This is a genomic window from Streptomyces sp. CA-179760 (assembly GCF_050937045.1).
In the GTDB taxonomy this organism is placed as follows: Bacteria; Actinomycetota; Actinomycetes; order Streptomycetales; family Streptomycetaceae; genus Streptomyces.
In genome coordinates this window covers 1419122-1442696 of the sequence record NZ_JBNJLZ010000001.1, presented here as the reverse complement: position 1 = coordinate 1442696, position 23575 = coordinate 1419122, and the positions used below count along the sequence as shown (strand labels likewise).

Genomic DNA, 23575 nt, shown 5'->3' with positions numbered 1-23575 from the left:
ACGGTCAGGTCAGGTCACGAGCCTTCCGAGGGCCGGGGCGCGGTGGTCGACGGCGGCAGGTCGCCGTTGAACCGGGTGTCGGTGAAGTCGGCGAAGTCGACCTTGCGCGGGATCAGCTTCAACGCCGTGAACGTGTCGGCGATCTCCTGCTCGGAGGCGATCAGCGGCTTGTCGACGGCGACCTCGACCCGGGTGGTGTAGGTGCGCTTCACCGCCGCCAGCGCCACGTCCTCGGGGAGCCCGGTGTCCTTCGCCCAGACCTTCGCCCACTCCTCCTCGTGGTCGTACACCCAGGTGTAGGCGCGCCGCAGCCGCTCCAGGTAGTCCTTGACGGCGGCCGCCTTCTTCTTGTCCTTGAGCGCGTCGGGTGCCGCGACCTGGAAGGTGAGCCCGTTGGTCACACCGTCGCCGTCGGACAGCACCCGTCCCTGCTTGGCCTTCAGCACCTGCGAGGTGTACGGGTCCCACACCGCCCAGGCGTCGACCTTGCCGGCGGTGAACGCGGCGAGCGCGTCGGCCGGCTGGAGGTACTTGACCTTGACGTCGCTCAGCTTCAGCCCGACCTTCCTCAGGTTCGCGACCAGCTGGTAGTTCGCGGAGGATCCCTGGGCGACGGCGACCGACTTGCCCTTGAGCTGCGCGGGGTCCTTCAGCGGCGAGTCGTTCGGGACGAGGATGGTGTCGCCCTTGGATGTGCCGTGCCAGGCGGCGACGACCTTGATCTTCGAGTCCGCCCCGGCCGCGAACACCGGCGGGGTGTTGCCGACGCCGCCGATGTCGACGGCCTTGGCGTTGACGGCCTCCAGCAGGGGCGGGCCGGAGGTGAACGTGGACCACTTGATCTTGTAGTCGAGGTTCTTCAGCTCCCCCGCGGCCCGCAGGATGGCCTCCGAACCGCCCTTCTGGTCACCGACGTCGATCGTGACGTCGCCCTGGCCGTCGGTGCCGCCGTCCGACGTGCCGGCGGCCGAGTTCCCGCCGCAGGCGGAGAGCAGAAGGGCGAGGGGGAGAAGCAGGGCGGCGGGGGCGAGGCGTCGTCGCATGGCGGTTCCGTTCGTGTGGGTCGTACGGGTCGTGCGTGAGAGGTTCGCGCAGGTCAGGCGGCTTCGGTCGTACGGGGTCGTACATGAGGTGCGCGGGGCGGTTCAGGCGGCTTCGGCTGCCGCCTCCTCGACGCCCAGGCGTTCGAGGAGGCCGGCGCGCAGCGTGGCGAAGCGCGGGTCGGCGATGCCGCGGGGACGGTCGAGGTCGATGTGCTGCTCGTGGGCGATGACGCCGTTGTCCATCACCAGGACGCGGTCGGCGAGCAGGACGGCCTCCTCCACGTCGTGGGTGACGAGAAGCACCGCGCACCCCCGGCGCTGCCACAGCTCGCCGACCAGCCGCTGAACCTTGATGCGGGTGAGCGCGTCGAGCGCGCCGAACGGCTCGTCGAGCAGCAACAGATCGGGTTCGCGCACCAACGCCCTTGCCAGGGAGGCGCGTTGGGCTTCGCCGCCGGACAGGGTCTTGGGCCAGGCGTCCGAGCGGCGGCCGAGGCCGACCTCGTCGAGGGCCTGCTCGGCGACGGCCCGTTCGGGCTTGCCGGGCAGACCCAGCAGGACGTTGCGCCACACCTTCTTCCACGGCATCAGCCGCGGTGCCTGGAAGGCGACGGCCTTGCGGCGCGGAACCAGGACGCTGCCCTCGATGTCGCGGTCGAGCCCGGCGAGGATGCGCAGCAGCGTCGACTTGCCGCAGCCGCTGCGGCCGAGCAGGGCCACGAACTCGCCCGGCTCGACGTCCAGTCGCAGGTCCTCGATGACGGCACGGCCGTCGAAGGAGCGGGTGAGCCCGTCGACATGGACGGCCTGGGGGGTCACCGGCCGGTGAACGTCGGTCGCCATTGCAGCAGCACCTTTTCGAGAGAGCGGACGATGAAGTCGGCGAGCAGGCCGAGGAAGGCGTAGACGACCAGGCAGACCACGATCACGTCGGTCCGCAGGAAGTCCCGCGCCTGCACCATGAGGAACCCGATGCCGGAGTCGGCGTTGACCTGCTCGGCGAAGACCAGTGCGAGCCAGGCGATGCCGAGGGAGTAGCGCAGACCGGTCATCGCGCTCGGCAGCGCACCCGGCAGCACGACATGCCGTACGAGGCCCCATCGCGACAGTCCGAGGGACTCCCCGGCCTCGATCAACTGGGCGTCCACGCCACGGATGCCGGCGTAGACGTTGAGGTAGAGCGGGAAGGTCACGCCGAGCGTGATGATGGCGACCTTGGGGGCCTCGCCGATGCCGAACCAGATGATGAACAGCGGGATGAGACCCACGAACGGCACGGTCCGCAGCATCTGCAGGGGCGCGTCCACGAGGTCCTCGCCGATCCTGAACAGGCCCGAGAGCAGGGCGAGTCCGGTGCCGACGACCAGACCGAACAGCAGCCCGGCCGCGACTCGCTGGAGTGAGGTGCCCATGGCCGCGGGCAGCGAACCGTCGGCGACCATGTCCCCGGCGACCTGGGCGATACGGCCGGGCGATGCCAGCACGTCCGGCGGCAACGCGCCCGTGCCGCTGAGGAGTTGCCACAACACCAGCAGCAGGGCCGGGCCGGTGGCGCGGCGCAGCCAGCGGGGGACGCGGGTGCGGCGGGAGGAGGTGGGGACGAGGGGCTGGAGATCGAGGCCAGAGACCGACTTGGGTGAAATGTCGGGTGCCGATGACCTCGGCGGGGCATGGCTGATGCTCATGAAGGGGCTCCACAGGGGGAGAGCGAGGGCCGTTGGAGGCACGCCTCGTCATCGCCGCGCCCACGGGATCAGGAGCGATCGGCGGACAGGTGCGACGAAGGCGAGGTGAGGAAGGGTGAGGAGAAGGAAGGGCGTCAGCAGCCGCGGCGACACGCGGCGGAGGCCACCCGCAGCAGGTCGATGTGACCGCGCGTGGTGAGCAGGGCTGAACGCAACATGCGGCTGAACCTAGCCAGGTGGCATGCGCACGGTCAACGGTGTCTCGTCCAGTGGACGCCGGTATCGCCACTCGGTCCGGCGTGACCTGGTGAACCCCCGTGGGTGCGTCAGGATGGAGGCATGTCAGATGTCTTCACCACCCGAGTCCTGAACATCACCTCCGGCTCCACGGAGAAGGTCGTCGACATCACCGGCGACTGCGAGTCCTTCCTGCGCGAGGCGGCCGCCGGGCGCGACGGCCTCCTCAACGTTTTCGTGCCCCACGCAACTGCCGGGATCGCGGTCCTCGAGACCGGTGCCGGGAGCGACGACGATCTCCTGGCCGCGCTGCACACGCTGCTGCCCGCCGACGACCGCTGGCAGCACCGGCACGGCAGCCCCGGCCACGGGCGCGACCACGTCCTGCCCGCCCTCGTCCCGCCCCACGCGACCCTGCCGGTGCTGGACGGCCGGCTGGAGCTGGGCACGTGGCAGTCGGTCTGTCTGGTGGACACCAATAAGGACAATCCCAACCGTCAGGTGAGGTTGAGTTTCCTGGGGTGACCGGGGTGACCGGGGTGACCGGGGTGACCGGGGTGACCGGTGAAACGGGGTGTCTCCAATGCCCGCCGGCACGGGACGCCGCCGACAGCCCGGTGCTCTCGACGCCCCGCGCGAACTGGGTCATCCGCAGCCCCGTGAACGTCTCTGTCCACACCCGTTCAGCCCTCAGCACCCCAAGGCCGTCCCACAACTGTGGTTGCGGACAGCCGCAGCCTGGTCAGGTGCCCGGGTTCTTCCACGGTGCCGCTCCTCCAGGGGCCCGACCGGACGTCTCCGCGTTCAAGGTCGACGGGGACGGGCCGGCAGTCCAACGACTGCTCTCCCACATCGCGCGAGGGTCCCCAGTGAGGCGACCGACGTGGCCGTACTTCCGGCGAATCCGTGACCTGGTCGGTCGACCATGGGTAACTTCCGGTCAATTTTGATGCGGTAATCGCGCCAACTTGACAGGCCTTCACGTCTGCTTCACAGGTAATCCCGAGCTTGAGCACGGAAGTTGTCCACGTCGAGATCCGTGAGCCTCGACTGGCACGTTTGCGCCAGCCAACTCCGACATCAAGATGTGACTTGTCCTGTCCCTTTCATGTGCGCGTATGGTGATCGTCGCGACGGGCGGCTTCTGACCACTCCGCCATCGCGCGTGTCAACCGGCGGCCGGGGGAACGGTGTCGCCACGGGGAGAGGTTGGTCGTCATGCCGCGATTCCGGCACGTCACGCATGCCGTTCCAGTCTGCTGCGCCCTTTTCTCCGGTCTCCGTACCGAGACGACGGCCTGATCTCACCTGTCGCTTCCGCCTCTTGGGACGGTCGTCGCCCCCGCCTGCCTTCCTTTGCGATGAAGGGATGCTCTGTTGCGCCCGAGACCAGGGTTCTTCAGCTCCAGAACCAGTACCAGATCAAGAAAATCCGGCTTCCTCACTCCCGCCGTCACGTCCGTCGTGGCCGTCTCCGTGCTGAGCGGTCTGGCTGTCCAGCCGGACGTGCTCCAGTTGACCGCGGCGAAGTCCGCGGCGGCGAACGACTCGTACGACTGGAACGAGGACACGGCTGCCGAGCAGTTGCGGCAGGACCAGTGCCTGATGGCCGATGTGCTGCGCCTGGGTGGGCCGTCGATGGCCACGACGGCGCAGGACGGTCTCAACCAGACTCCGGCGAAGCTGCGTGAGCTGGCCAACCGGGACCACTGGGAGAACACCCCGCTCTCCGCGGCGTACCAGAAGGACAAGGACGCGGCGAGCAAGGAGCTGAACGCCCTCAACACGCTGCGGGACGGGTGGGGCAAGCCCCTTACCGGGCTGACCACTCCGGCCGGCTTCACCGAGACCGGCTTCCACTGGCCTCCTGGAACGGCCAATGACGGCAAGGACGACTTCTATGGCCAGACCGGCCTGACGAAGTGGACCGCGGAGCGGTTCTGGAAGGACGAGGACGACTTCTACCAGGACTCCACCCCGAGCGCTGACGCGGCGACGGTCAAGGCCGTGAAGGACCTCGGTGCCCCGCTGTACGGCAAGGACCCGGATCCGGGCCTTCCCAGTGACGAGTGGAATCGTGCGCTCGCCGAGCAGGCCGCCTTCGAGCACCTGTCCGACTGGTCGCTGGAGCCCACCGGCGCGGACAACGCCCGTCTCTTCCTCGCCTCCGGTGGCTTCCCCCGTACGGCCCCGCAGCCGGGCACGGCGGAGTACCGCATCGCGGTCGAGGACCTGAAGAGCCGGTTCTCGGCGTGCGCGTGGCGTGACCCGATCGACCCGAGCAAGGTGCTGGGCGACATCTCCTCGACGGCCGCCGCCGAGTGGCAGCAGGAGGTCTCCTCGCAGACCGCGCAGCGCAACCAGATCCTGGGCGCGAACAAGGACGCCACCACGGCGCTGGCCGCGGGCGCGAAGGCGCTGGGCGACATGCTGGGCCACTCCTGGACGGCCGACCACCTCACGCGTTGGCAGGACTACTGGTCCGCGGGCGGCGTCGGCTACGTCGGTGACGCGCCGGCGGTGATCGAGGTGCCGGGCGCGTCGGGCAAGTGCCTCGACATCCCGGGTGGTGCGAAGACCAACGGTTCGCCGGTGCAGATCTACACCTGCAACGGCAAGGCGCAGCAGCAGTGGGAGGTCTACGGCGACGACAAGGGCCTGCACCTGCGCAACGTCAACTCCCTGAAGTGCCTTGATGTGTCGGGGACCAACGAGGCGAACGGCACGAAGATCCAGATCTGGACGTGCAACAGTTCCCCGGCGCAGACGTGGGAGTACAACCTGCGCGCCGCCACGGCCCTGAAGAACACCGCCACGGACAAGTGCCTGGACCTGGCCAACTTCACGAACAGCACTGACGGTCGGCTGTGGACGTGCTCCGGCGGCAACTCGCAGAAGTACCGAATCAAGCCGTCCGGGCACACCGGGACGGTTCCGCCGAAGGCACAGTTCGACAAGGCCAAGGCCGGTGTCACGGCCGCTCAGGCGGCGGCGAAGAAGCAGCTCGCTGTGCTGAAGGCCCAGCTGGGGCAGCGCAGAAGGCCGTCACCACTTCCGACACCGCCGAGCAGGCCGCCTACACGATCGCTGACCAGGCGGGTGCTCCGCGGGGTCGTGGTCTGCTGGTGGGTCAGCAGAAGGCGCAGGTCACCAAGGGTGCGGCGGCTGCGCTGACGGCCATGGTGAAGGCCGGTGAGACCGCTGAGGCGGCCACCCGTGCCGCGGCCGCGGACAGTGAGACGATCACGCAGCGTGCGCTGGCTCAGGCCGCGCAGGCGAAGGCGGAGTTCCGTAAGAAGGCCGCGGAGGCGGCCGAGTGGCAGGCCAAGGCCGCAGCGGACGCCGCGAAGGTGCACCGCGACAACGCCAAGAAGGACAAGGAGACCGCCGAGGCCAAGCTCGCCGTCGCCTTGAAGGCGGAGGGTGACGCGAAGGCGGCTGCGGCCGACGCGCACGCCGAGCGGCTGGCCGCGGAAGCCGAAGAGAAGACCGCGAAGACGGAGAAGGAGACCGCCGAGGCCAAGCAGGCCGAGGCAGCCCGCCACAAGGAGAACGCCCAGGCGGAAGCGTCGAACGCGAAGGAGGCCAAGGAGAAGGCCGAAGCCGCCGAAGGCACCGCGGTCGAGAAGAAGAACGCCGCCGTCGAGGCCCGCGACAACGCCAAGGCCAAGCGGGACGATGCGTGGGACGCCGAGCACAAGGCCAACGCCGCCCGGGCCAAGGCCGCGGCCAAGGACGCGTACGCCCAGGCCCACGAGTCCGACAGCAACGCGAAGGAGTCCAGGGCGGCTGCCGACGCGGCGGACGGACACGCCGACGATGCCGAAGCCGCGGCGGGCAGGGCGCGTTCCGAGGCCGACGCCGCAACCCAGGCCGCAGCGGACGCGGACGCTGCCGCCACCCGTGCCGAGGCGGCCGCCAAGCGCGCCCGCGCCCACGCGGACGCTGCTCAGGCGGCGAAGCTGCGGGCGGATGCCGCGGTGAAGACCTCGACCGCCGCTGTGGCCGATGCCATCAAGGCCGCCGCGCACGCCGCCGCCGAGGCGAAGACGGCTGTCGAGTTGGCCGATGAGGCGGAACAGCACGCCAAGACCGCCAAGTCCCAGGCGGACGAGGCGAACAAGGAGGCAGCCAAGGCCGTGGTGGCCTCGGCCAAGGCAGCAGGCTTCGCCCACGTCACCGCCCAGGCCGCGGTGGACGCGGGCAACGCGGCCGCGCAGGTCGCCCAGCCGGCCAACGACGCGATCCAGCTCGGCTCGCCCTACGTCACCACCGACTCGGCCGCCGGACTGGTCGTCCTGACCGGGCAGGCGTCGAAGTCGATCGCCGAGCAGCAGAAGGCCGTCGCCGACGCCCACGCCAAGAACGCCCAGGAGGAAGCAGCCGCCGCCAAGGCCCTCGCCGAGCAGGCGAAGGGTGACGCCAAGGCCGCCTACCAGCACGCGGCCAACGCGGCAGGGCACGCGGCCGACGCACGCGGCTACGCCAAGGAAGCCCTCGGCTACGCCGCCGACGCCGCCCTGGCCGCGTCCAAGGCCAGCCAGTCACTGGCCCGTTCGATCGAGTACCAGCGCCAGGCCACCGAGGACGCAGCCGCCGCCGACAAGGCAGCCGGCCGCGCCGAGGGCTACGCCAAGGACGCCCGCGACGCAGCCGACCAGGCCGCCCTCGACGCCGCAGCGGCCCGCGCCGCGGCCTCGGAGGCCGAGCAGGCGGCCAAGGACGCCCGCGACGCAGCCGAACGCGCCGATGCCGCCGCGACCGAGGCCGAGGAAGCGGCCAAGGACGCCCAGAAGTACGCGGACTCGGCCCAGCAGGCGGCCGACCAGGCCGGCCGCGAGGACGCGAACAAGCAGGTGCAGGCGGGCGCGGGCACCGGGGTCGGCGGGGTCTTCTCCGTCATCGACGACCTCAAGCAGAAGGGAGACCCGCAGCGTCTGCCCGACGACTGCTCGCGCCTTCCGTGCGACCTGGTGTACGAGGTCACCTTCGACGCCGTCGTCAGCTACTACCTCTGCGCCAACCCGGACGTGCCCGCCACCGAGTCCGGCTGCCCCGCCGAGGACACGTTCTTCCTCACCACGAAGACGTTCCCGAACCTGACCAAGACGGTCAAGGTCTCCTCCTGGGAGGCGACCAAGAACCTGTGGAAGGGCCTCTACGACTCGATCATCGGCGACTTCACCGGCTGCTACCACAAGCTGAACGGTGACGGCTCGGGCAGCTACGGCGACTGCGCCTGGGCCGCGTCCAACTTCATCCCGGGCAAGACCTTCGAGAAGATCGCCGACGCGGTCCGTGCCCTGAACACCGCCCTGCGGCGCGGGGACGGAGTCGACGATGCGCTGAAGTCCCTGAAGGAACTGGACGTCGACCCGGAGACCCTCGCCGACATCGAGCGGACGGTGGACAGGTTCGAGGAGGCGCGGACGGCCTGCCGGACCAACAGCTTCCCCGGCGGAACCGAAGTGGTCCTCGCCGACGGCAGCCGCAAGCCGATCCGGGAGGTGCGGTTCGGCGACCTGCTCCTGGCCACCGACCCCGGAACCGGAACCACACGGGGTGAGACGGTCACCCGCACGTTCTCCCACACCACCGAGGACCTGCTGGACATCATCCTGGCGGATGGGGGAAGTCTCACGAGTACACCGGGTCACCAGGTCTTCGTCGTCGGCCGCGGCTGGACTCTCGCCTCCGACCTGCGCACCGGCGACCGCCTGCGCACGCCGGACGGCACGCTTCGCACGGTCACCGCACTGCGTGACCGGGACGATGCGACGCCCCGGACCGTGTACGACCTGACCGTGTCCGGCCTGCACACGTTCTACGCCGTGGCGGACGACACGCCGGTCCTGGTCCACAACTGCAACGACCTCATCGCCGACGAAGGCCGGTTCCCCGGCCAGGCTCACATTCTCAAGAAGCATGTGGACCAGGACCAGGCCGAAGCGCTCGCGATGGCCCAGGCCGACGGTGAGAAAGTCAGTGTGTTCATCGACCTGCAGACGGCACAGCAGGTCGTGGACTACGCGGTCGTCAACAAGGCAGGGGAGATCTCGAGGTGGCTTCGTGGCTCGGATCAGAAGAAGACGTTGACCGGTACGTTCGGAGCGAGAAACTCTCTCGGCTGGGTCGCCCATCCGGACGGAAGGACGGTCACCCAGGCCGGAAACCGGTACACCCTCGTCCTGAAACGCGCCCCCGGTCATAAGAGTGGCTTCTACGTCTTCACCGGCTACCCAGGGTGACATGTGATGGAGCGACACACGGAGTTCATGTTCGGCGTCCCGTGGATCATGGGATTCTTCCACCAGGACTGGAAGCTCGACGCCTCGACGCCGGCAGAAGCGGTGGCCAACGAGTTCGTGGAGGAGCTTGAGCCGGCAGCCGTGCTGTCGGTGCGGCGTGACGCCCGGCTGCTCCTCGACCATCTCACCTCGGCCCAGATCAAGGCGTTGTGGAAGGGGGGCGCGGAAGCGACGGAGTCCTTCTTCCAGCGCCATGTCGGGGAAGGCGACGAGTGGATGCGGCAGGTGATCGGGGTGTGCGATGCGTGGCTGTCCCGCCGCGCGGACACCCCGGCTCTCTCCGAAGCCGACCGGTACGGGGGCGTGGAGCTGGCCGGTGACGTCCTCGCGGAAGTGCACGAGTTCAGGAGCGTCCTGGACACGGAGGTGACGGATGCACTGGCCGAGTGCGCCCGCAGTTGCACTCCCGATCTCGCTCTCAGGCTGCTCCTGCGAGCTCTGCCCATGAAGAGTGCTTCGTTGTCCCCGGAGTACCTGTATCTGTCGAGGGAGCAGTACGCGAGGTTGGAGGCACTGGGGAACGCGTTCCACTACGGGGAGTACGTCGTGAGCGACATCAAGTACCTCGTGGACACGTAGGCCGACACCCGGCTCGCATTGCCCGGCCCGCGCCTTTCCGCCAAGGGCGCGGGCCGCCTTCGTGGTCCACCGCGACGATACCCATCTCGGTGTGCAGCTCCCGAGGTAAGGCAGTCACCAGCCCTGCGCGAGGCCATTGGCAACCTCCCAGGTCGGCGGAGACGAGGCTGTGCAGGAGCGCGCGCACGTTCACGGCTGTCGCTGGGAGATCTTGGGGACTTCCATTCCCGATCATGTGGGTGGAGCCCGGTGGGTCTCGTGACGGTTGCCTCAACGGAGTTTGGCGGACGCCGACAGGGACCCCCCGAGCGGCAGGGTGCGCTTGAGTTTTCTGGGTTGACCCAGGGCAACCAAGATCGTCCTGGGTTTCGGCCGCCGGTCCCACCGAAGCGCGGTCCGTGGCTGCGCCCAGGTCGCGGAGCCGGACGGCCGGCAGTTCGAACATCGGCGGGCGGACTCGACCTGCTGTGACGCGTGGCACGAATCTGGGGCGGAAACGATGGAATCCAGGGGAGCGGTCAGAAGGTTGGTATATACATCCGACTGTGATCCTGTGAGGTACCCGTGAGCCACTCCACCCCTGAGCAGCCCGCCGACGTCGTCGCCCGCCTGCGTGCCACTTTCCGCACCGGCCGTACCAAGCCCGTCGAGTGGCGCACGGCCCAACTGCGCCGACTGCGCGACATGCTCACGGAGAACGGTGCGGACGTGGCCGCCGCCCTCCACGCCGACCTGGGTAAGAGCGCCACCGAGGCCTACCGTACCGAGATCGACTTCACCGTCCGTGAAATCGACCACACTCTCGACCACCTCGCCGGCTGGCTGAGCGCCGAGCCCGCCCCGACCCCGGCCCACCTCGGCGCGGACGTGACGGCCTGGACGCAGTACGACCCGCTCGGCGTCGTCCTCGTCATCGCGCCCTGGAACTACCCGGCCCAGCTCCTGCTCGCCCCTGTCGTCGGCGCCCTGGCCGCGGGCAACGCGGTGGTCGCCAAGCCGAGCGAGCTGTCCCCGGCCACCTCCGCCGTCATGGCCCGGCTGATGCCGGCCTACCTCGACGCGGACGCGGTCGCCGTGATCGAAGGCGGGGTTCCCGAGACCACGGCCCTGTTGGCCGAGCGTTTCGACCACATCTTCTACACCGGCAACGGCACGGTCGGCCGTATCGTGCTGCGCGCCGCCGCCGAGCACCTCACCCCGGTCACCCTCGAACTCGGCGGTAAATCACCGGCGTTCGTCGACCGTGACACCGACCTGACCGTCGTCGCGGACCGGCTGGCCCGCGGCAAGTTCCTCAACGCCGGACAGACCTGCGTCGCTCCCGACTACGTCCTGACCGATCCGGGGACCGCGGCGGCTCTGGAACCGCTGCTCGCGAACGCCGTGAAGACGCTGTACGGCAGCGACCCGGCCGACTCGGGCGAGTACGGGCGGATCATCAACGAACGGCACTTCGACCGGCTCACCGGCCTGCTCGACTCCGGCCGCACCGTCGTGGGCGGCACGAGTGACCGAACGGCGAAGTACCTCGCGCCCACCGTCCTGGCCGACGTCGACCCCGACGCGCCCGTGATGCGGGAGGAGATCTTCGGCCCCATCCTGCCGATCGTGACGGTCCCCGGCCTCGACGAGGCGATCGACTTCATCAACGACCGGGACAAGCCGCTCGCCCTGTACGTCTTCACCGAGTCCGGGGAGACGCGGCGCCGGTTCGCCGCCGAGACCTCCTCGGGCGGACTGGGCCACGGCCTGCCGCTGGCCCATCTCACCGTCTCCGACCTGCCGTTCGGCGGGGTGGGGGAGAGCGGCATGGGCAACTATCACGGCCGCTACTCCCTCGAGACCTTCAGCCACCGCAAGGCGGTCCTGGACAAGCCGCTGCGCTGACGCCCACGGCGGGTCCGGGGAGTGCGACAGCGCCGCCGCCCTGAACCCGCCGTTCGGCAGTCGCTACCCGATGGGGGTCACCTGGTCAGGTGGGTGACCACCGAGCGCATCGCGTGGTGCAGGGCCGGGCGTGTCTCCTCCGGTGCGTTGAGGGTTTCGAACCCATGGTGGCCGTTCGGGACGTCGACCAGTTCGAGTCGCGCCGCGCAGTCGTCGGCCGCGGTCACGAACGCCTCGACGGTCGCGGCGATCTCCGGTGTCTCCCGCCCGGCGCGCAGGAGGACGACGGGCAGGGACCCCGCCCGTCCGACCGCCCTGGCGGGGTGGAAGCGGCTGCCGGTCAGCCCCAGGCGGGCAGGGGGGCCAGGATGGGATAGGAGGCGGCAAGGCAGCGCAGCCAGGCGGGGGGTTGGGCCAGCCAGTCCGCGGTGAGCAGGCCGCTGCCGGAGAAGAACCACAGGGCGATCCGGTCGGCGTCCACCCGGGCGTCGGCCCGCACCAGTTCCACCCCGGCGGCGATGTCCTCGGCGGCGCGTTCGTAGTCCGCGAGGTCGTGGAGGCGGTGGTCGAGGGTCGCGCCTACCAGGCCCTCGGTGGCGGCCAGGCGGCCATATCCCACCAAGGTCGGCCATTCCCGCGGGCGCGGCCGTGCTCCGGCGGGTACCGGTCCGCCGTGCACGAACACCACGGCCGGTCGCGGGCTCTCGCCGTCGGGGACGTACAGATCGACATGACCCTGGCGGTCGCGAGGCAGCTCGGGCAGGTCCAGCGGGAACGGGCGCAGGTGGGCGGGCAATGGCGCATCGTCGCCGGTCGGCCGCAGGCGGTGCCCCTCACCGGCTGCGGCCCGCAGCAGGACGTCTGTCAGCGCGGCAGGGCAGGACAGCATCGGCCAGTGCCCGGTGGGAAGCTCGAAGAAGGTGGTCTGAGGTTCGGTCAGAACAGCGAGCGCGGGGTCGCCGAAGTCGACGCGCATCTGCACCAGGTCGATGGTGGCGCCGTTCCGGGCGCACAGCACGCCGGTGACGGGAATCGCGGCCACCGCTCCGGCCAGCCGCAGCGGCTGAGTCAGGGTGCCCAACGGTTGAGGCGCTGCCAGGGCGGTCAGCCGCTCCAGGGCTGCCTCGCCGACGCCGTCGGTGCTGCCCCAGCGCTCCCACTCGTCAGGGGCCGGTGGCGCCAGCACACCCTCGCGTTCGCCTGCCTCGGCGCGTTCGGCCAAGCGCGCGCGCAGAGCCTGGTCCGGTACGGCGGCCAGCGCCGGGACACCGTTCTGCGGCATTCCGCAGTCCAGGTACACGACGCGTGCGATGCGCTCTGCCCGCCGGTCGGCGGCGCCGAGCACCGGGTGGATCCCGTAGTCGTGACCGACGAGCACGATCTCCCGCCCGGAGGTCACGTCCACCGCGTCTACAGCCGCGATCACGTCTTCGATGTGCGTTTCCAGATTGACGTGGGCCGGCGGGCCGGGCCGGGCCGGGTCGATGCCCGTCAGAGGGACCGCGTGCGCCGCGCTGCCCGCCGCGACCAGCCGCGCTGCCGTCTCCTGCCAGACTTGGGCCCCGGTGAACGCACCCGCCACCATGATGAACACCTGCACAAAGCCCTCCCCGGACTCGTCACATGACGCCACGCCGGTCGCGTACGCCATCGTTCGCGGGCCACGGCGTCTGCCCCGCCCGCGCACCGGTACCGTAGGAGCTCCCCTTAAGGGAGGTTCAACTGTCCGGTACGCATGAGCTGTTGTGGAGCATCGGGGAGCTCGCCGAGCGCGCCGGAGCCACCGTGAAGACCGTCCGCTTCTACTCCGACCAGGGTCTGCTCCCCGAAGCCGCTCGCAGCAGTGGAGGACACCGCCGCTACGGCCCCCAGGCACTGGACCGACTGCGGCTGATCCGCTCCCTGCGCACCCTCGACCTGCCCTTGCCCGAGATACGCCGAGTCATCGAGGGCGACGACGCGGCCGACCGGGCCCTGGAGAGCGCCCTCGACAGCCGTCTGAGCGAGCTCGGCCGTGAGGTGAAGGTCCTGCGCTGGCGGGAAGCGGCACTCCAACTGGTGCGGGACTGCCCGCCGGCTCAGCGCGCCGGCCGGCTGAGGTTGATCGGCGCGCTGAACACCCCTCCTAGCACCGCACCACTGGCCGGCTTCTGGCGCACCTGGCTGCCACCGCGGATGCCGCGCCTGGCGCTTGCGGCATTCCTGGAGGCGGCCGTCCCCGAGCCACCCGACGAGCCGCACCCGTCCCAGGTACTCGCCTTCGCCCGGCTGCACGCGATGACGACGGCTCCCTGCCCGGGCGGTCGGCAGCCCCAGCCGGTCGTGCACCGCGTGGCGGGACCCCGCGGCGCCGCCCTGCTGTATGCGGGCCTCATCGAAGCATTCGACATCGCGGCCCCCCACCTGCGCCGGGCACACGACCCAGATCCGGGCGAGGCTCTGGATGCCTACGTCGCGGCTTACGCGAGTGCCTACCGCAGCCGTGACACACGCGAGTTCCGCCGTTCGCTCGCCGCCCGTCTGTCGGCCGAGGCGCGCCTGGACCGGTACTGGGAACTCGCCGCCATCGTCCTGACTCCGCCGGGCGGCAGCCCGCAGCCGACCCCGGGCTCCGCGGACGACTGGCTGCGCGAGGCACTGCGGCTGGACAACACCACAGCAGCGTGAGCCGCCCTCGCCCGCCACGTCCGGGCCGCGGCCCGGCGGCGCTGGTGGCCATGCCGGCGGTGAGGGCCCGGCACAGGAGGCGTCCGGTGTACTGGACGGCGCTGGGAGTTGTCCGGTGGGGCAGCGCTGACTTCGAGCCGCTGCACGGACGCGGGTCGTGGAGGAAGAAGCCGGCCGCTGGCAGACCATCCGCGGGCGGCGCCTTTTCAGTGAATCCAGTCGTGCAGGCTTCCTCGTCAGCGAACCTGGTCGCTCGTCGGCCCGATGCCTCGGATCCTGGTCGGAGTTCCGTCCGGGGCGAACGAGTCGTGGAAGGTGAAGGCGTGCGGCGCGGAGCCGTGGCCGTGGAGGTGCTCCAGCCTGGAAACCCCGTCCCGCCAGGTGGGTATCACGCCGTCGCAGACCCACCAGAACACGTGATTCGGGTGCCCTGTCCTCTCGAACCAGTCGTGACGTCTGTTCAGCGCCTCACGGTGCAGACCGGTGTAGACGGCTTCGAAGGCGGGGCCCAGGCCGGTCCAGCGCGAGAGGGTCGCCGCCAGGGCGGTGGTCTCCAGCGTCTGGCCTTTGCCGTACCAAGCCGGTACGGCGAACTCTCCCCACGCACCCCAGTCCGCCTCGAAGAGCGCGCCCCGGTCACCGTCTGCCGCTTCAGCATGCCCGAGGTATCCGGGGTGCCGACTGATCTGGCGGTAGACGGTCTCACCAACGTCGTAGAACTCGCGCGTGAGAGGTCCGGGATCGACGAGAGGTGACTTCAGGACACCGAATGTGTACAGAGCAAGTTGGGGCATGCGTCTCTCCCTGATTGGGGCTGCCCAGCCTGAAGGAACCCTGGGCGACCGTCCGGCGACCGCCGAAGACAGACGAAGGTAGCTACCTCTGCGAGCCATGTCGAAGTTGCGATTTCCCTGTCCGAGTGGCCTCGTGCGCAGGTCCTTGCGTGAATTGGGTCCTTTCGGACGAATTGCAACAACCATCCTTTGACAGTGAACCCAGTCGCTCCGTCGTCCAGCCTCATGGGACGGCCGGGAGGGATCAGGACTTCGGTGCCGGTTCGGTGCCGGTTCGGCGATGCGGGCGGGGAACGAGCTGTGCACCCTGACCCGCAGCCACCAGTACGCGCGCCCCGCCGACGGGCGCCCGCTGCTGTGGACCACCCGACGCGTCCGCCCCGGCCGCGCGGCGAGACGTCCTCGGGCCCGCGCTTCGACCAGGGAGAGGTGTGACAGGCAAGGACGGCCGTCGGTTCACCGCGCCACGGTCGCGAGGACATCGTGGCCCAGTCGCTGCACGACGTCCGTGGCGAGCCGGTGCCGCACCAGTTCGCCGTCCCGGGTGGAGTGCACCGGGCCTGCGTCGCGCAAGGTCCGCAGGGCTCGGGAGACCTGCGGTTCGCTGGAGCCGAGCCGGGTGGCGAGTTCCGAGGTGGTGATGGGCTCGCCCAGCAGATGGCGGCACAGCACCATCCGGGCGGGCGAGGTCAGCGCCATCAGCCGGGCGTGCAGATCCCGCAGGGTCAGCTCCCCGGCCGGGGTGGTGCGGCCACACCCGGGCGGAGGGGACGAGGACGAGGGGCCGCGGGGCCACCCTCACCTCGTCGATCTGCAGCTTGTCCAGCCGTACCCGTTGCCCGGGCCCGACCCGGGCCGCGGTCGGCAGCAACTCGGTGAGCACATCCGCCGGCGAGCGAAGCGAGATGGGGTCCCCCCGGCCGAAGGCTGGGGAGGACCGCCAGTCGGCGGCAGGCAACGGCGTGCGTAGTCCTCGGCGGCGGCGGTGCCGGCCCGCAGCTCGTGGGCCGGCGGCACGCGCAGCCCGGCTGAGCCGAGGATCCCGGGCGCCACCAGTTCGACTGAGTCCTCGACGGGCAGCGCCGCGATGGCCGCGAGCTCCTCGTCCAGGCTCGCCGCGAGCGGCACCGTACGGGGAAAGAACAGGCGGCAGCCGTCAGCTCCGACAGCGCGGAGGGCCGGCCACCAGCAGGTACCAGGCGAAGAACAGCAGCACCCAGACCACCAGCATGATCATGGCAACGGGCAGGGTGAAGGAGGCCAGGGTGCCGATGCCCGCCTTGCGGCGCAGGGTCTGAAGGTAGCCGACACAGAGCGTGAACGAGGTGCTCATCGGGGTGATGGAGTTCGTACAGGAGTCGGCGACCCGGTAGAGCGCCATGGTGGTGGCCGGGCTGGTGCCGAGCAGCATGAGCATCGGCACCAGGGCCGGGGCGACCACACCTTCGAGTGTGGCTCGCAGGAGGAGCGAGCGCCCTGACGTAGCCGGACGGGCCCCGCATCCACCGGCTTGGTGCGCATACGTCATCGGAAGGCGAATGCAGGACGGGCAGGCGCCAGGTCGATAGTTTGACCGGCATGAGTGACGGCATCGCGTGGATGGGCGCACACCACCACACCCCTTCATCGGCCGTGCCCGGCATGCTCGGCGACATCTCGCTGACCTTGGCCCGAGGCGTGGAGACGGACGAGTTCCTCATCAGCCTGGGCGCCGATTTCGACGAGCTGGCCGCGCGCACCCCGTGCAGCGAGGTGCGCGCACCGGCCGGGCAGCCGGGCCAGGCCTCCCCCCGCCTCAACCGCGCCATGTACGGCATGTGCGGTGAGTGGACGTACGTGCTCGAGGACTGGGGGATGGCGACCTGGGCGACCGGCTGCCAAGGCAAGGCCGAGTCGATGCTTCCCCGCGAGGGTGAAGAGGTCCTCTGCCTGACCGCCAGCCGTTTCAGCCCCCCGGCCCTGATCATCCATGCGCCCGATGCCTGCGCGTACCGGGCTGAATTCGGCACCGGTACCGGGCAGGGCTCCACCCTCGATGCCGCCCTCAGTGCCGCGGGCGCGGTGTTCCCGTCGATGGCTGAGGCCAGCGAGGCCGAGGTCGTCGCGTACTTCGAGGAGCATGGGGAGCACCTGCCCGAGCTGGTGTTCACCGCCGTGGGCGCTTATACGGGTGTGGCCATCGACCAGGACGCCGTGAAGGCCGGTGACCTTCCCGGCGTGCTCATCGCTCCGGCCTGACCGTCGGCCGCGCACATGAGACCGGCCCCACTCTGATCGCGTGGTGGGGGGCAACGCCGTTGAGGCCAGGGGGGATTACTCCGCAGCCGGCTGGCCGCCCCCTCATCCGGTGGCGGGCCCTTGTGGAGCCCATGGCCCCGGCAACGAACCGAGAGGACCGCGCTCGAGCTTCCTGGGCTCAGGGCGGCTGCCCTGACGGGTCAAGCGAATCGTGACTCATGACCGCAATGCCCGTATCCTCATCAATGCACGATTCTTTCCGATGAGCGGATTCACCGCAGGCGCAGGTGAGGCGAAGCGTGGTTCGGTCCGGCGAGGAACCCAAGCCGGCGGGGCGTGCGACTGACGGCACGGGGCCCGCCCGTCCTCGCGAGCGGTTTCTCCAGGGCGAGTCCGTCGAGGCGGGCGTACGGACGTCCATCCTGGACTCGTGGCAGCGCTGCCGGACCCTGGGCCTGTCGCCGGACGAGTCCGACCTCCCCTACCGGGACGACTTCGACCCGGGGGCCGTATCGTCCGCGCGGCCGTTCCCGTGCTCGACCGGCTGCAGTCCGCCTTCTCCGGCAGCAAGGTCAACATCTCGGTCGCGGACGCGAACGGGACGGTCCTGCTGCGCCGCTTCGGGGATCCGGCGATGGCCAGGAACCTGCCGGCGATCCAGCGGGTCCCCGGGTTCGTGTTCGCCGAGCGGGTCGCCGGCACGAACGGCATCGGTCTGGCCCTCGCGGAGCGGCAGCTCATCCGCGTCCACGGCGCCGAGCACTTCGCGGAACGCGCCCAGCAGAGCGCCTGCGTCGCGCTTCCCGTCCGTGATCCGCTCAGCGGTCGCATCGAGGGCGTCCTGTGTTTCGGCTATCCGCGCGGTTTCGACCGCCCCGCGCTGGCCGAGGCGATCCGCCGGGCGGCCGAGGCCATCGAGCGGCGGCTGCTGGGCAGAGTTCCGCGCACGAGCGTGCGCTGCTGCGGGCGTATCTGGCGACCGCGCCGGGGGCCGGGGCCGTCGGCCTGCGCGGCGGCCCCGCGGCGGGTGCGCCGGTGCACGAGTTCCACCCTCGTGACCAGGCGGTCCTGCGGGAGAAGGCGGCCGAGCTGATCTCCCGTGCACAGCGAGCCGCCGTCGATGTGACCCTTCCCGACGGCCGGCGGGTGACGCTCGTGAGCCGCCCGATGACGAGTGCGTCCGGGGTGCGGGGCGTCGCCATCGAGGCGGTGCCGCACGACCTCTCGGTGAGCGGCTCCCTCCTCCTCCCGCCACGGGCCGACGGACTGCCGGCCCTTCCCGCCGTCCCGGGCGCCCCCATGGCCGCCCGGCCCTCGCTCACCCTCCCGTCCGGGCGCCCCGCCGGACCCGGCCCGGTCCTCTCGGCCGACGGCGGCCGGGGGGCAGGGAAGCCCGGCGGGGGCGTCACGGACGACGGCGATCGGAGTGCCGCCGGGCTTGGCGAGACCGTCGCCGACGGGCCGGGCGACTCCGTCGCGGCCAACGGCGAACGGGGCTCCGACGGCCCCAGCGGGACCGCCGCGACCGGGCCGGGCGACGCCGTCGCGGCCGACGTGCGTCGCGACGCCGAGGCCGACGGAGGCCGCGACGGTGGGGACAACGGAGGCCGCGACGGTGGGGACGATCGCACCGAGGCACCCTTCCCGGCCCGAGGGCTCGTGATGCTGGGGGAGCCGCACGTCGGGGCCTACGCCCTGGCCGCGCGCCGGCGGCTGGAGCTGCTGTCCGAGGCCAGCGCCCGCATCGGCACCACCCTGGACGTGCGCCGCACAGCAGAGGAACTGGCCGAGACGGCGGTCCCGCGACTGGCCGACTACGTCACCATCGACCTGCCCGACGCCGTCCTGCGCGGCGAGGAGTCCGCCGATCCCCTCGCCGACCTGCGCCGCACGGTGCTGTACGGCGTACGCGAGGGCCTGCCCTTCACCCCGCCGGGCAAGCGCATCGACTTCGGTCCGACCTCACCCCAGCTGCGCTGTCTGAACAGCGGCGAGGCGGTGCTGGAACCGGATCTGAAGGCCGCTGCGGGCTGGCTCGCCCAGGACCCCGAGCACACCGCACGCCTGCTGTCCCACGTCCACTCGCTCATCGCGGTGCCCCTGCTCGCCCGCGGTGTCCTCCTGGGCATCGCCAGCTTCTACCGCGCCGGGGGCTCCTTCGACGATGACGACTGTTCGCTGGCCCAGGAGCTCGCCACCCGGGCCGCCCTGTCCATCGACAACGCCCGGCGCTACACCCATGAACGCACCATGGTCCTGGCCCTGCAGCGCCGGCTGCTCCCGCACGGTCTGCCCGACCAGGACGCCGTCGAGGTCGCCCACCGCTATCTGCCGGCCGAGTCCGACGTGGGCGGGGACTGGTACGACGTCATCCCCCTCTCCGGTGCCCGCGTCGGGCTCCTCGTCGGCGACGTCGTCGGCCACGGCATGCTCTCCGCGGCCACCATGGGCCGGCTGCGCACCGCCGCGCGCAGCTTCGCCGAGCTCGACTTCCCCCGGACGAGGTCCTCGTCCACCTCGACAACCTCGTGGGGCGCCTGGACCGTGAGGACCCCGACGGCAAGGGCGCCGGCGTCATCGGCGCCACCTGCCTCTACGCCGTCTACGACCCGGCCTCGCAGCGGTGCCTGATGGCCCGCGCCGGGCACCCGCCGCCCGCGCTCGTCCACCCCGACGGCACCGTGACCTACCCCGACCTCCCGGCCGGGCCCCCGCTCGGCCTCGGGGGCCTGCCCTTCGACTCCGTCGAGGTCGACCTCCCCGCGGGCAGTCAGCTGGTCCTCTACACCGACGGCCTCATCGAGGACCGCAACCGCGACGTCGACGTGGTCCTGGAGCAGTTGCGTGCGGCCCTGGCCCACCCGGAGCGCGCGCCCGAGGACACCTGCCAGGCGGTCCTGGACACCGTGGCGCCCGCGCACCCGCACGACGACATCGCCCTGCTCGTGGCCCGCGTCCACGCCCTGGACGCCGACCGGATCGCCACCTGGGAGCTGCCCGCCGACCCGGCACTCGTCGGCGAGGTCCGCGCGGACGCCATGCGGCGGCTGACCGAGTGGGGGCTCGAGGAGACCGCGTTCGCCGCGGAGCTGATCCTCAGCGAGCTGATCACCAACGCCATCCGGCACGGCGCCGCGCCCATCCGGGTACGGCTGCTGTACGGCCACGCCCTGATCTGCGAGGTCTCCGACGCCAGCAACACCGCTCCGCATCTGCGCCGGGCGGCCAGTACCGACGAGGGCGGACGCGGGCTGTTCCTCGTCGCGCAACTCTCGCAGAGCTGGGGCACGCGCTACCTCCCGGAGGGCAAGGTCATCTGGGCCGAATGCGGGCTCGACGCCGCGTGACGCGTACGCGGCCCGGCTGGAGCCGCAGCGCTCCGTCGGAGCCCCAGCGCCCGGTCGGAGCCCTAACGTCCGGCAAAATGCCCGAAATGCTGTAATTTGATCGAGTGCGCGACGCTCCCGACACACCGGCGAAGGCGGCTTCGCCCTTCGGACCGGAGCCCTTGGTCCGTATCCGCGGGCTCAGCAAGCGGTTCGGCGGGACCGTCGCGCTGGCCGGAGTCGACCTCGATGTGCACGCGGGCAGCGTGCTCGCCTTCCTCGGGCCCAACGGGGCCGGAAAGTCGACGCTGATCAAGGTGCTCGCCGGAGTCCATCACGCCGACGCGGGGCAGATCACGGTGGACGGGCAGCCGCTCGGCAGTCCCGCCGCCTCCCGCGGCATGTCCTTCATCCACCAGGACCTCGGTCTCGTGGAGTGGATGACGGCAGCCGAGAACATCGCCCTGACCGCCGGGTACGGGCGCCGGACCGGGCTGATCTCCTGGCGCCGCACCCGGGAGCGCTGCGTCGACGCCCTGCGCGTCGTCGCCCACCTCGACCCCGACGCCCCGGTCTCCGGTCTCGCACCGGCCGACCGCTCGCTGGTCGCCATCGCCAGGGCCCTGGCGGCACGCGCGAAGCTCATCGTCCTCGACGAGCCCACCGCCCGCCTGCCCGCCACGGACAGCGCCCGGCTCTTCCACGTCCTGCACGACCTGCGCGACCGCGGCCACGCCGTCCTCTACGTCAGCCACCGCCTCGACGAGGTCTACCAGGTCGCCGACACCTTCGCCGTCCTCCGCGACGGTCGCCTCGTCAGCCACGGCAGCTTGAGGGGCCACAGCCCGGCCCGCCTGGTCCAGGACATCGTCGGCGAGGAGGACCCCCTTGCCGTCCGCACCGCTCCTGCTCACCCACCCACGCCCCCGGCGGCAAGCGCACCCCCCGTCCTGACCCTCGACTCCGTACGCACCCCCCTGGCCGGACCCGTCAGTCTGGAACTCGCGCGCGGGGAGGTGCTCGGGCTGGTCGGGCTCTCGGACGCCGGGCACATGGACCTGGGCCGGGCCCTCGCCGGGGCGCGGCCGGTCCTGGGCGGGCGGGCCGTGCTGCACGGGCTGTCGTACCACCCCCGTACGGTCGCCGAGGCCGTCGCCCTCGGTGTGGGGTTCGTGCCGGGGGACCGGCTCCGGGAGAGCTGCCTCGCCGAGCTGAGCGTGCGGGAGAACCTCCTGGCCAACCCGCGCGCGGGAGGCGTGCCGGGACCGCGCTGGATCGGTCCCCGCCGCGAACGCGCCACGGCCGCCGCTCTGATCGACCGGTTCTCCGTGCGCCCCCGCGACAGCGAGACCCCCATCGCCACGCTCTCCGGCGGCAACCAGCAGAAGGTCGTGATCGGCCGCTGGCTGCGCACGGACCTGCGGCTGCTGATCCTCGAGGAGCCGACCGCGAGCGTGGACATCGGCGCCAAGGCCGCGATCCACCGCCTGCTCGACGAGGCCTTGGAGGCAGGCCTGGCGGTCCTGCTCCTGTCCACCGACTTCGAGGAGGTCGCGAGCGTGTGCCGGCGCACCCTGGTCTTCGTCCGCGGGTCGGTGACGGCCGAGCTGAGCGGCAGGGCGCTCACCGTCGCCGGGCTCACCCGGGCCGCCTCGGCCATGCCCCCGTCCACCGCCGCGACGAACCCATGACGACCCCCCGGACCAGACCGCGCCGGCCAGGCGGGCACCACATCGGCGCCTACGGCCTGCTCGCCCTCACCGCCGTGCTCTACCTGGTCTTCTCCCTCGCCCTGCCGAACACCTTCCCCACGCTGGACACCCTCGACTCGATCCTGTCCAACCAGTCGATCCCCGCCGTCATGGCGCTCGCCGCCATGGTCCCCATCGTCACCGGCGCGTTCGACCTCTCCATCGGCTACGGCATCGGCCTGGCCCACGTCATGGTGCTGCAGCTCATCGTCAACGAGTCCTGGCCCTGGCCGCTCGCCTGCCTCACGGTGATCGCCGGAGGCCTGGTCGTGGGCGTCCTCAACGGCGTCATCGTCGAGTTCGGCCGCATCGACTCCTTCATCGCCACCCTGGGAACCGGCAGCATGCTGTACGCCGTGACCGGCTGGATCACCGACGGCAGCCGGGTCGTCCCCGGCCCGCAGGGCCTCCCGCCCGCGTTCACCGACCTCTACGACTCCTCGTTCCTGGGCCTTCCGGTCCCCGCCTTCTACGTCCTCGCCCTCGCGGGGGTCCTCTGGCTGGTGCTGGAACGGCTGCCGCTCGGCCGGTACCTGTACGTCGTCGGGTCGAACCCGCGCGCGGCCGACCTGGTCGGCATCCCGACCCGCAAGTACACCGTCTACGCGTTCGCCGCCTCGGGGCTGATCGTCGGCTTCGCCGGTGTGCTGCTCGCCTCCCAGCAGCAGATCGGCAACCCCAGTGTCGGCCTCGACTATCTGCTGCCCGCCTTCGTCGGCGCCCTCCTCGGCTCCACGGCGATCAAACCCGGCCGGCCCAACGCCCTCGGCACCGTCGTCGCCGTGGCGGTCCTCGCCGTCGGCCTCACCGGCATCGCCCAGCTGGGCGCCGAGTTCTGGACGGTTCCGCTCTTCCACGGCGGCACCCTGCTCATCGCCGTGGGCCTGGCCGGATACGCCGCCCGGCGCAGGCTGCGCGGCGGGGCCGCGGCACGCGACTCGCCCGCTGCGCCGCCCCCGCCCCCGTCCTCCCCGACGCCCGAGGCCGGAACGGCGGGAACACCCCCCTGACGCCCGGCACGACCCGTGCCCCACCGGTACGTCCCGCGACTCCCGGCAGG

The 23575-nt window shown here is 71.1% G+C and carries 14 protein-coding genes and 3 pseudogenes; 9 read left to right on the top strand and 8 right to left on the bottom strand.

The window, feature by feature from the left end; all coding sequences use genetic code 11:
* Nucleotides 1–14 precede the first annotated feature (14 nt).
* The 4 genes from ACQEV8_RS06240 to ACQEV8_RS06225 all read right to left on the bottom strand — a co-directional run bounded on the left by ACQEV8_RS06240 (nucleotide 15) and on the right by ACQEV8_RS06225 (nucleotide 2946).
* On the bottom strand, nucleotides 15–1043 hold the full coding sequence (locus ACQEV8_RS06240) for an ABC transporter substrate-binding protein (protein WP_432958047.1): 1029 nt from the start codon (nucleotides 1041–1043) through the stop codon (nucleotides 15–17).
* A 102-nt stretch (nucleotides 1044–1145) separates the two neighbouring features.
* Nucleotides 1146–1886 (bottom strand): ABC transporter ATP-binding protein, encoded by a 741-nt coding sequence (locus ACQEV8_RS06235; RefSeq protein WP_432958045.1) that lies wholly within the window; start codon nucleotides 1884–1886, stop codon nucleotides 1146–1148.
* A complete protein-coding gene (locus ACQEV8_RS06230) occupies nucleotides 1859–2728 on the bottom strand; it encodes an ABC transporter permease (RefSeq protein ID WP_432958044.1) in 870 nt (289 codons plus the stop codon). Before ACQEV8_RS06230 ends, ACQEV8_RS06235 begins: the two co-directional genes overlap by 28 nt.
* Before the next feature lie 134 nt (nucleotides 2729–2862).
* Nucleotides 2863–2946, bottom strand: a complete 84-nt coding sequence (locus ACQEV8_RS06225; RefSeq protein WP_349817350.1) for a putative leader peptide — start codon at nucleotides 2944–2946, stop codon at nucleotides 2863–2865.
* A 121-nt stretch (nucleotides 2947–3067) separates the two neighbouring features.
* Here ACQEV8_RS06225 and ACQEV8_RS06220 point away from each other — a divergent pair, with 121 nt between their 5' ends.
* The 4 genes and pseudogenes from ACQEV8_RS06220 (at nucleotide 3068) to ACQEV8_RS06205 (ending at nucleotide 11739) form a co-directional block, all read left to right on the top strand.
* Entirely contained in the window at nucleotides 3068–3490 is a 423-nt protein-coding gene (locus ACQEV8_RS06220; RefSeq protein ID WP_432958042.1) for a secondary thiamine-phosphate synthase enzyme YjbQ, read from the top strand.
* Nucleotides 3491–4570: 1080 nt separating this feature from the next.
* Nucleotides 4571–9213: pseudogene (locus ACQEV8_RS06215) on the top strand (RICIN domain-containing protein).
* 6 nt (nucleotides 9214–9219) lie between these two features.
* Nucleotides 9220–9852 (top strand): contact-dependent growth inhibition system immunity protein, encoded by a 633-nt coding sequence (locus ACQEV8_RS06210; protein WP_432958040.1) that lies wholly within the window; start codon nucleotides 9220–9222, stop codon nucleotides 9850–9852.
* A gap of 564 nt (nucleotides 9853–10416) precedes the next feature.
* Nucleotides 10417–11739 (top strand): aldehyde dehydrogenase family protein, encoded by a 1323-nt coding sequence (locus ACQEV8_RS06205; RefSeq protein ID WP_432958038.1) that lies wholly within the window; start codon nucleotides 10417–10419, stop codon nucleotides 11737–11739.
* Between the two features lie 77 nt (nucleotides 11740–11816).
* Here ACQEV8_RS06205 and ACQEV8_RS06200 read toward each other — a convergent pair.
* Nucleotides 11817–13339, bottom strand: a pseudogene (locus ACQEV8_RS06200) (alpha/beta hydrolase).
* Between the two features lie 122 nt (nucleotides 13340–13461).
* Here ACQEV8_RS06200 and ACQEV8_RS06195 point away from each other — a divergent pair.
* Nucleotides 13462–14406 carry a MerR family transcriptional regulator gene (locus ACQEV8_RS06195; protein WP_432972473.1) on the top strand — a complete coding sequence of 315 codons (945 nt, stop codon included), beginning with the start codon at nucleotides 13462–13464 and terminating at the stop codon, nucleotides 14404–14406.
* Between the two features lie 236 nt (nucleotides 14407–14642).
* Here ACQEV8_RS06195 and ACQEV8_RS06190 read toward each other — a convergent pair whose 3' ends face one another.
* The 3 genes from ACQEV8_RS06190 to ACQEV8_RS06180 form a co-directional block, all read right to left on the bottom strand.
* Complete coding sequence (locus tag ACQEV8_RS06190) at nucleotides 14643–15200, bottom strand: DUF3291 domain-containing protein (protein WP_432958036.1); 558 nt, start codon at nucleotides 15198–15200, stop codon at nucleotides 14643–14645.
* Between the two features lie 456 nt (nucleotides 15201–15656).
* A complete protein-coding gene (locus tag ACQEV8_RS06185) occupies nucleotides 15657–15899 on the bottom strand; it encodes an ArsR/SmtB family transcription factor (RefSeq protein WP_432958035.1) in 243 nt (80 codons plus the stop codon).
* 457 nt (nucleotides 15900–16356) lie between these two features.
* Nucleotides 16357–16641: an AbgT family transporter gene (locus ACQEV8_RS06180; RefSeq protein ID WP_432958033.1), complete on the bottom strand. Its 285-nt coding sequence runs from the start codon at nucleotides 16639–16641 to the stop codon at nucleotides 16357–16359.
* Between the two features lie 137 nt (nucleotides 16642–16778).
* On the opposite strand from ACQEV8_RS06180, the gene ACQEV8_RS06175 reads away from it, so the two are divergent.
* The 4 genes and pseudogenes from ACQEV8_RS06175 (at nucleotide 16779) to ACQEV8_RS06160 (ending at nucleotide 23525) form a co-directional block, all read left to right on the top strand.
* A complete protein-coding gene (locus tag ACQEV8_RS06175; protein ID WP_432958031.1) occupies nucleotides 16779–17438 on the top strand; it encodes a hypothetical protein in 660 nt (219 codons plus the stop codon).
* 299 nt (nucleotides 17439–17737) lie between these two features.
* Nucleotides 17738–20785 (top strand): annotated as a pseudogene (locus ACQEV8_RS06170) (SpoIIE family protein phosphatase).
* A 104-nt stretch (nucleotides 20786–20889) separates the two neighbouring features.
* Complete coding sequence (locus ACQEV8_RS06165) at nucleotides 20890–22455, top strand: sugar ABC transporter ATP-binding protein (protein ID WP_432958029.1); 1566 nt, start codon at nucleotides 20890–20892, stop codon at nucleotides 22453–22455.
* Entirely contained in the window at nucleotides 22452–23525 is a 1074-nt protein-coding gene (locus ACQEV8_RS06160; protein WP_432958027.1) for an ABC transporter permease, read from the top strand. The genes ACQEV8_RS06165 and ACQEV8_RS06160 overlap by 4 nt, the downstream gene beginning before the upstream one ends.
* The last annotated feature ends 50 nt before the right edge of the window (nucleotides 23526–23575 follow it).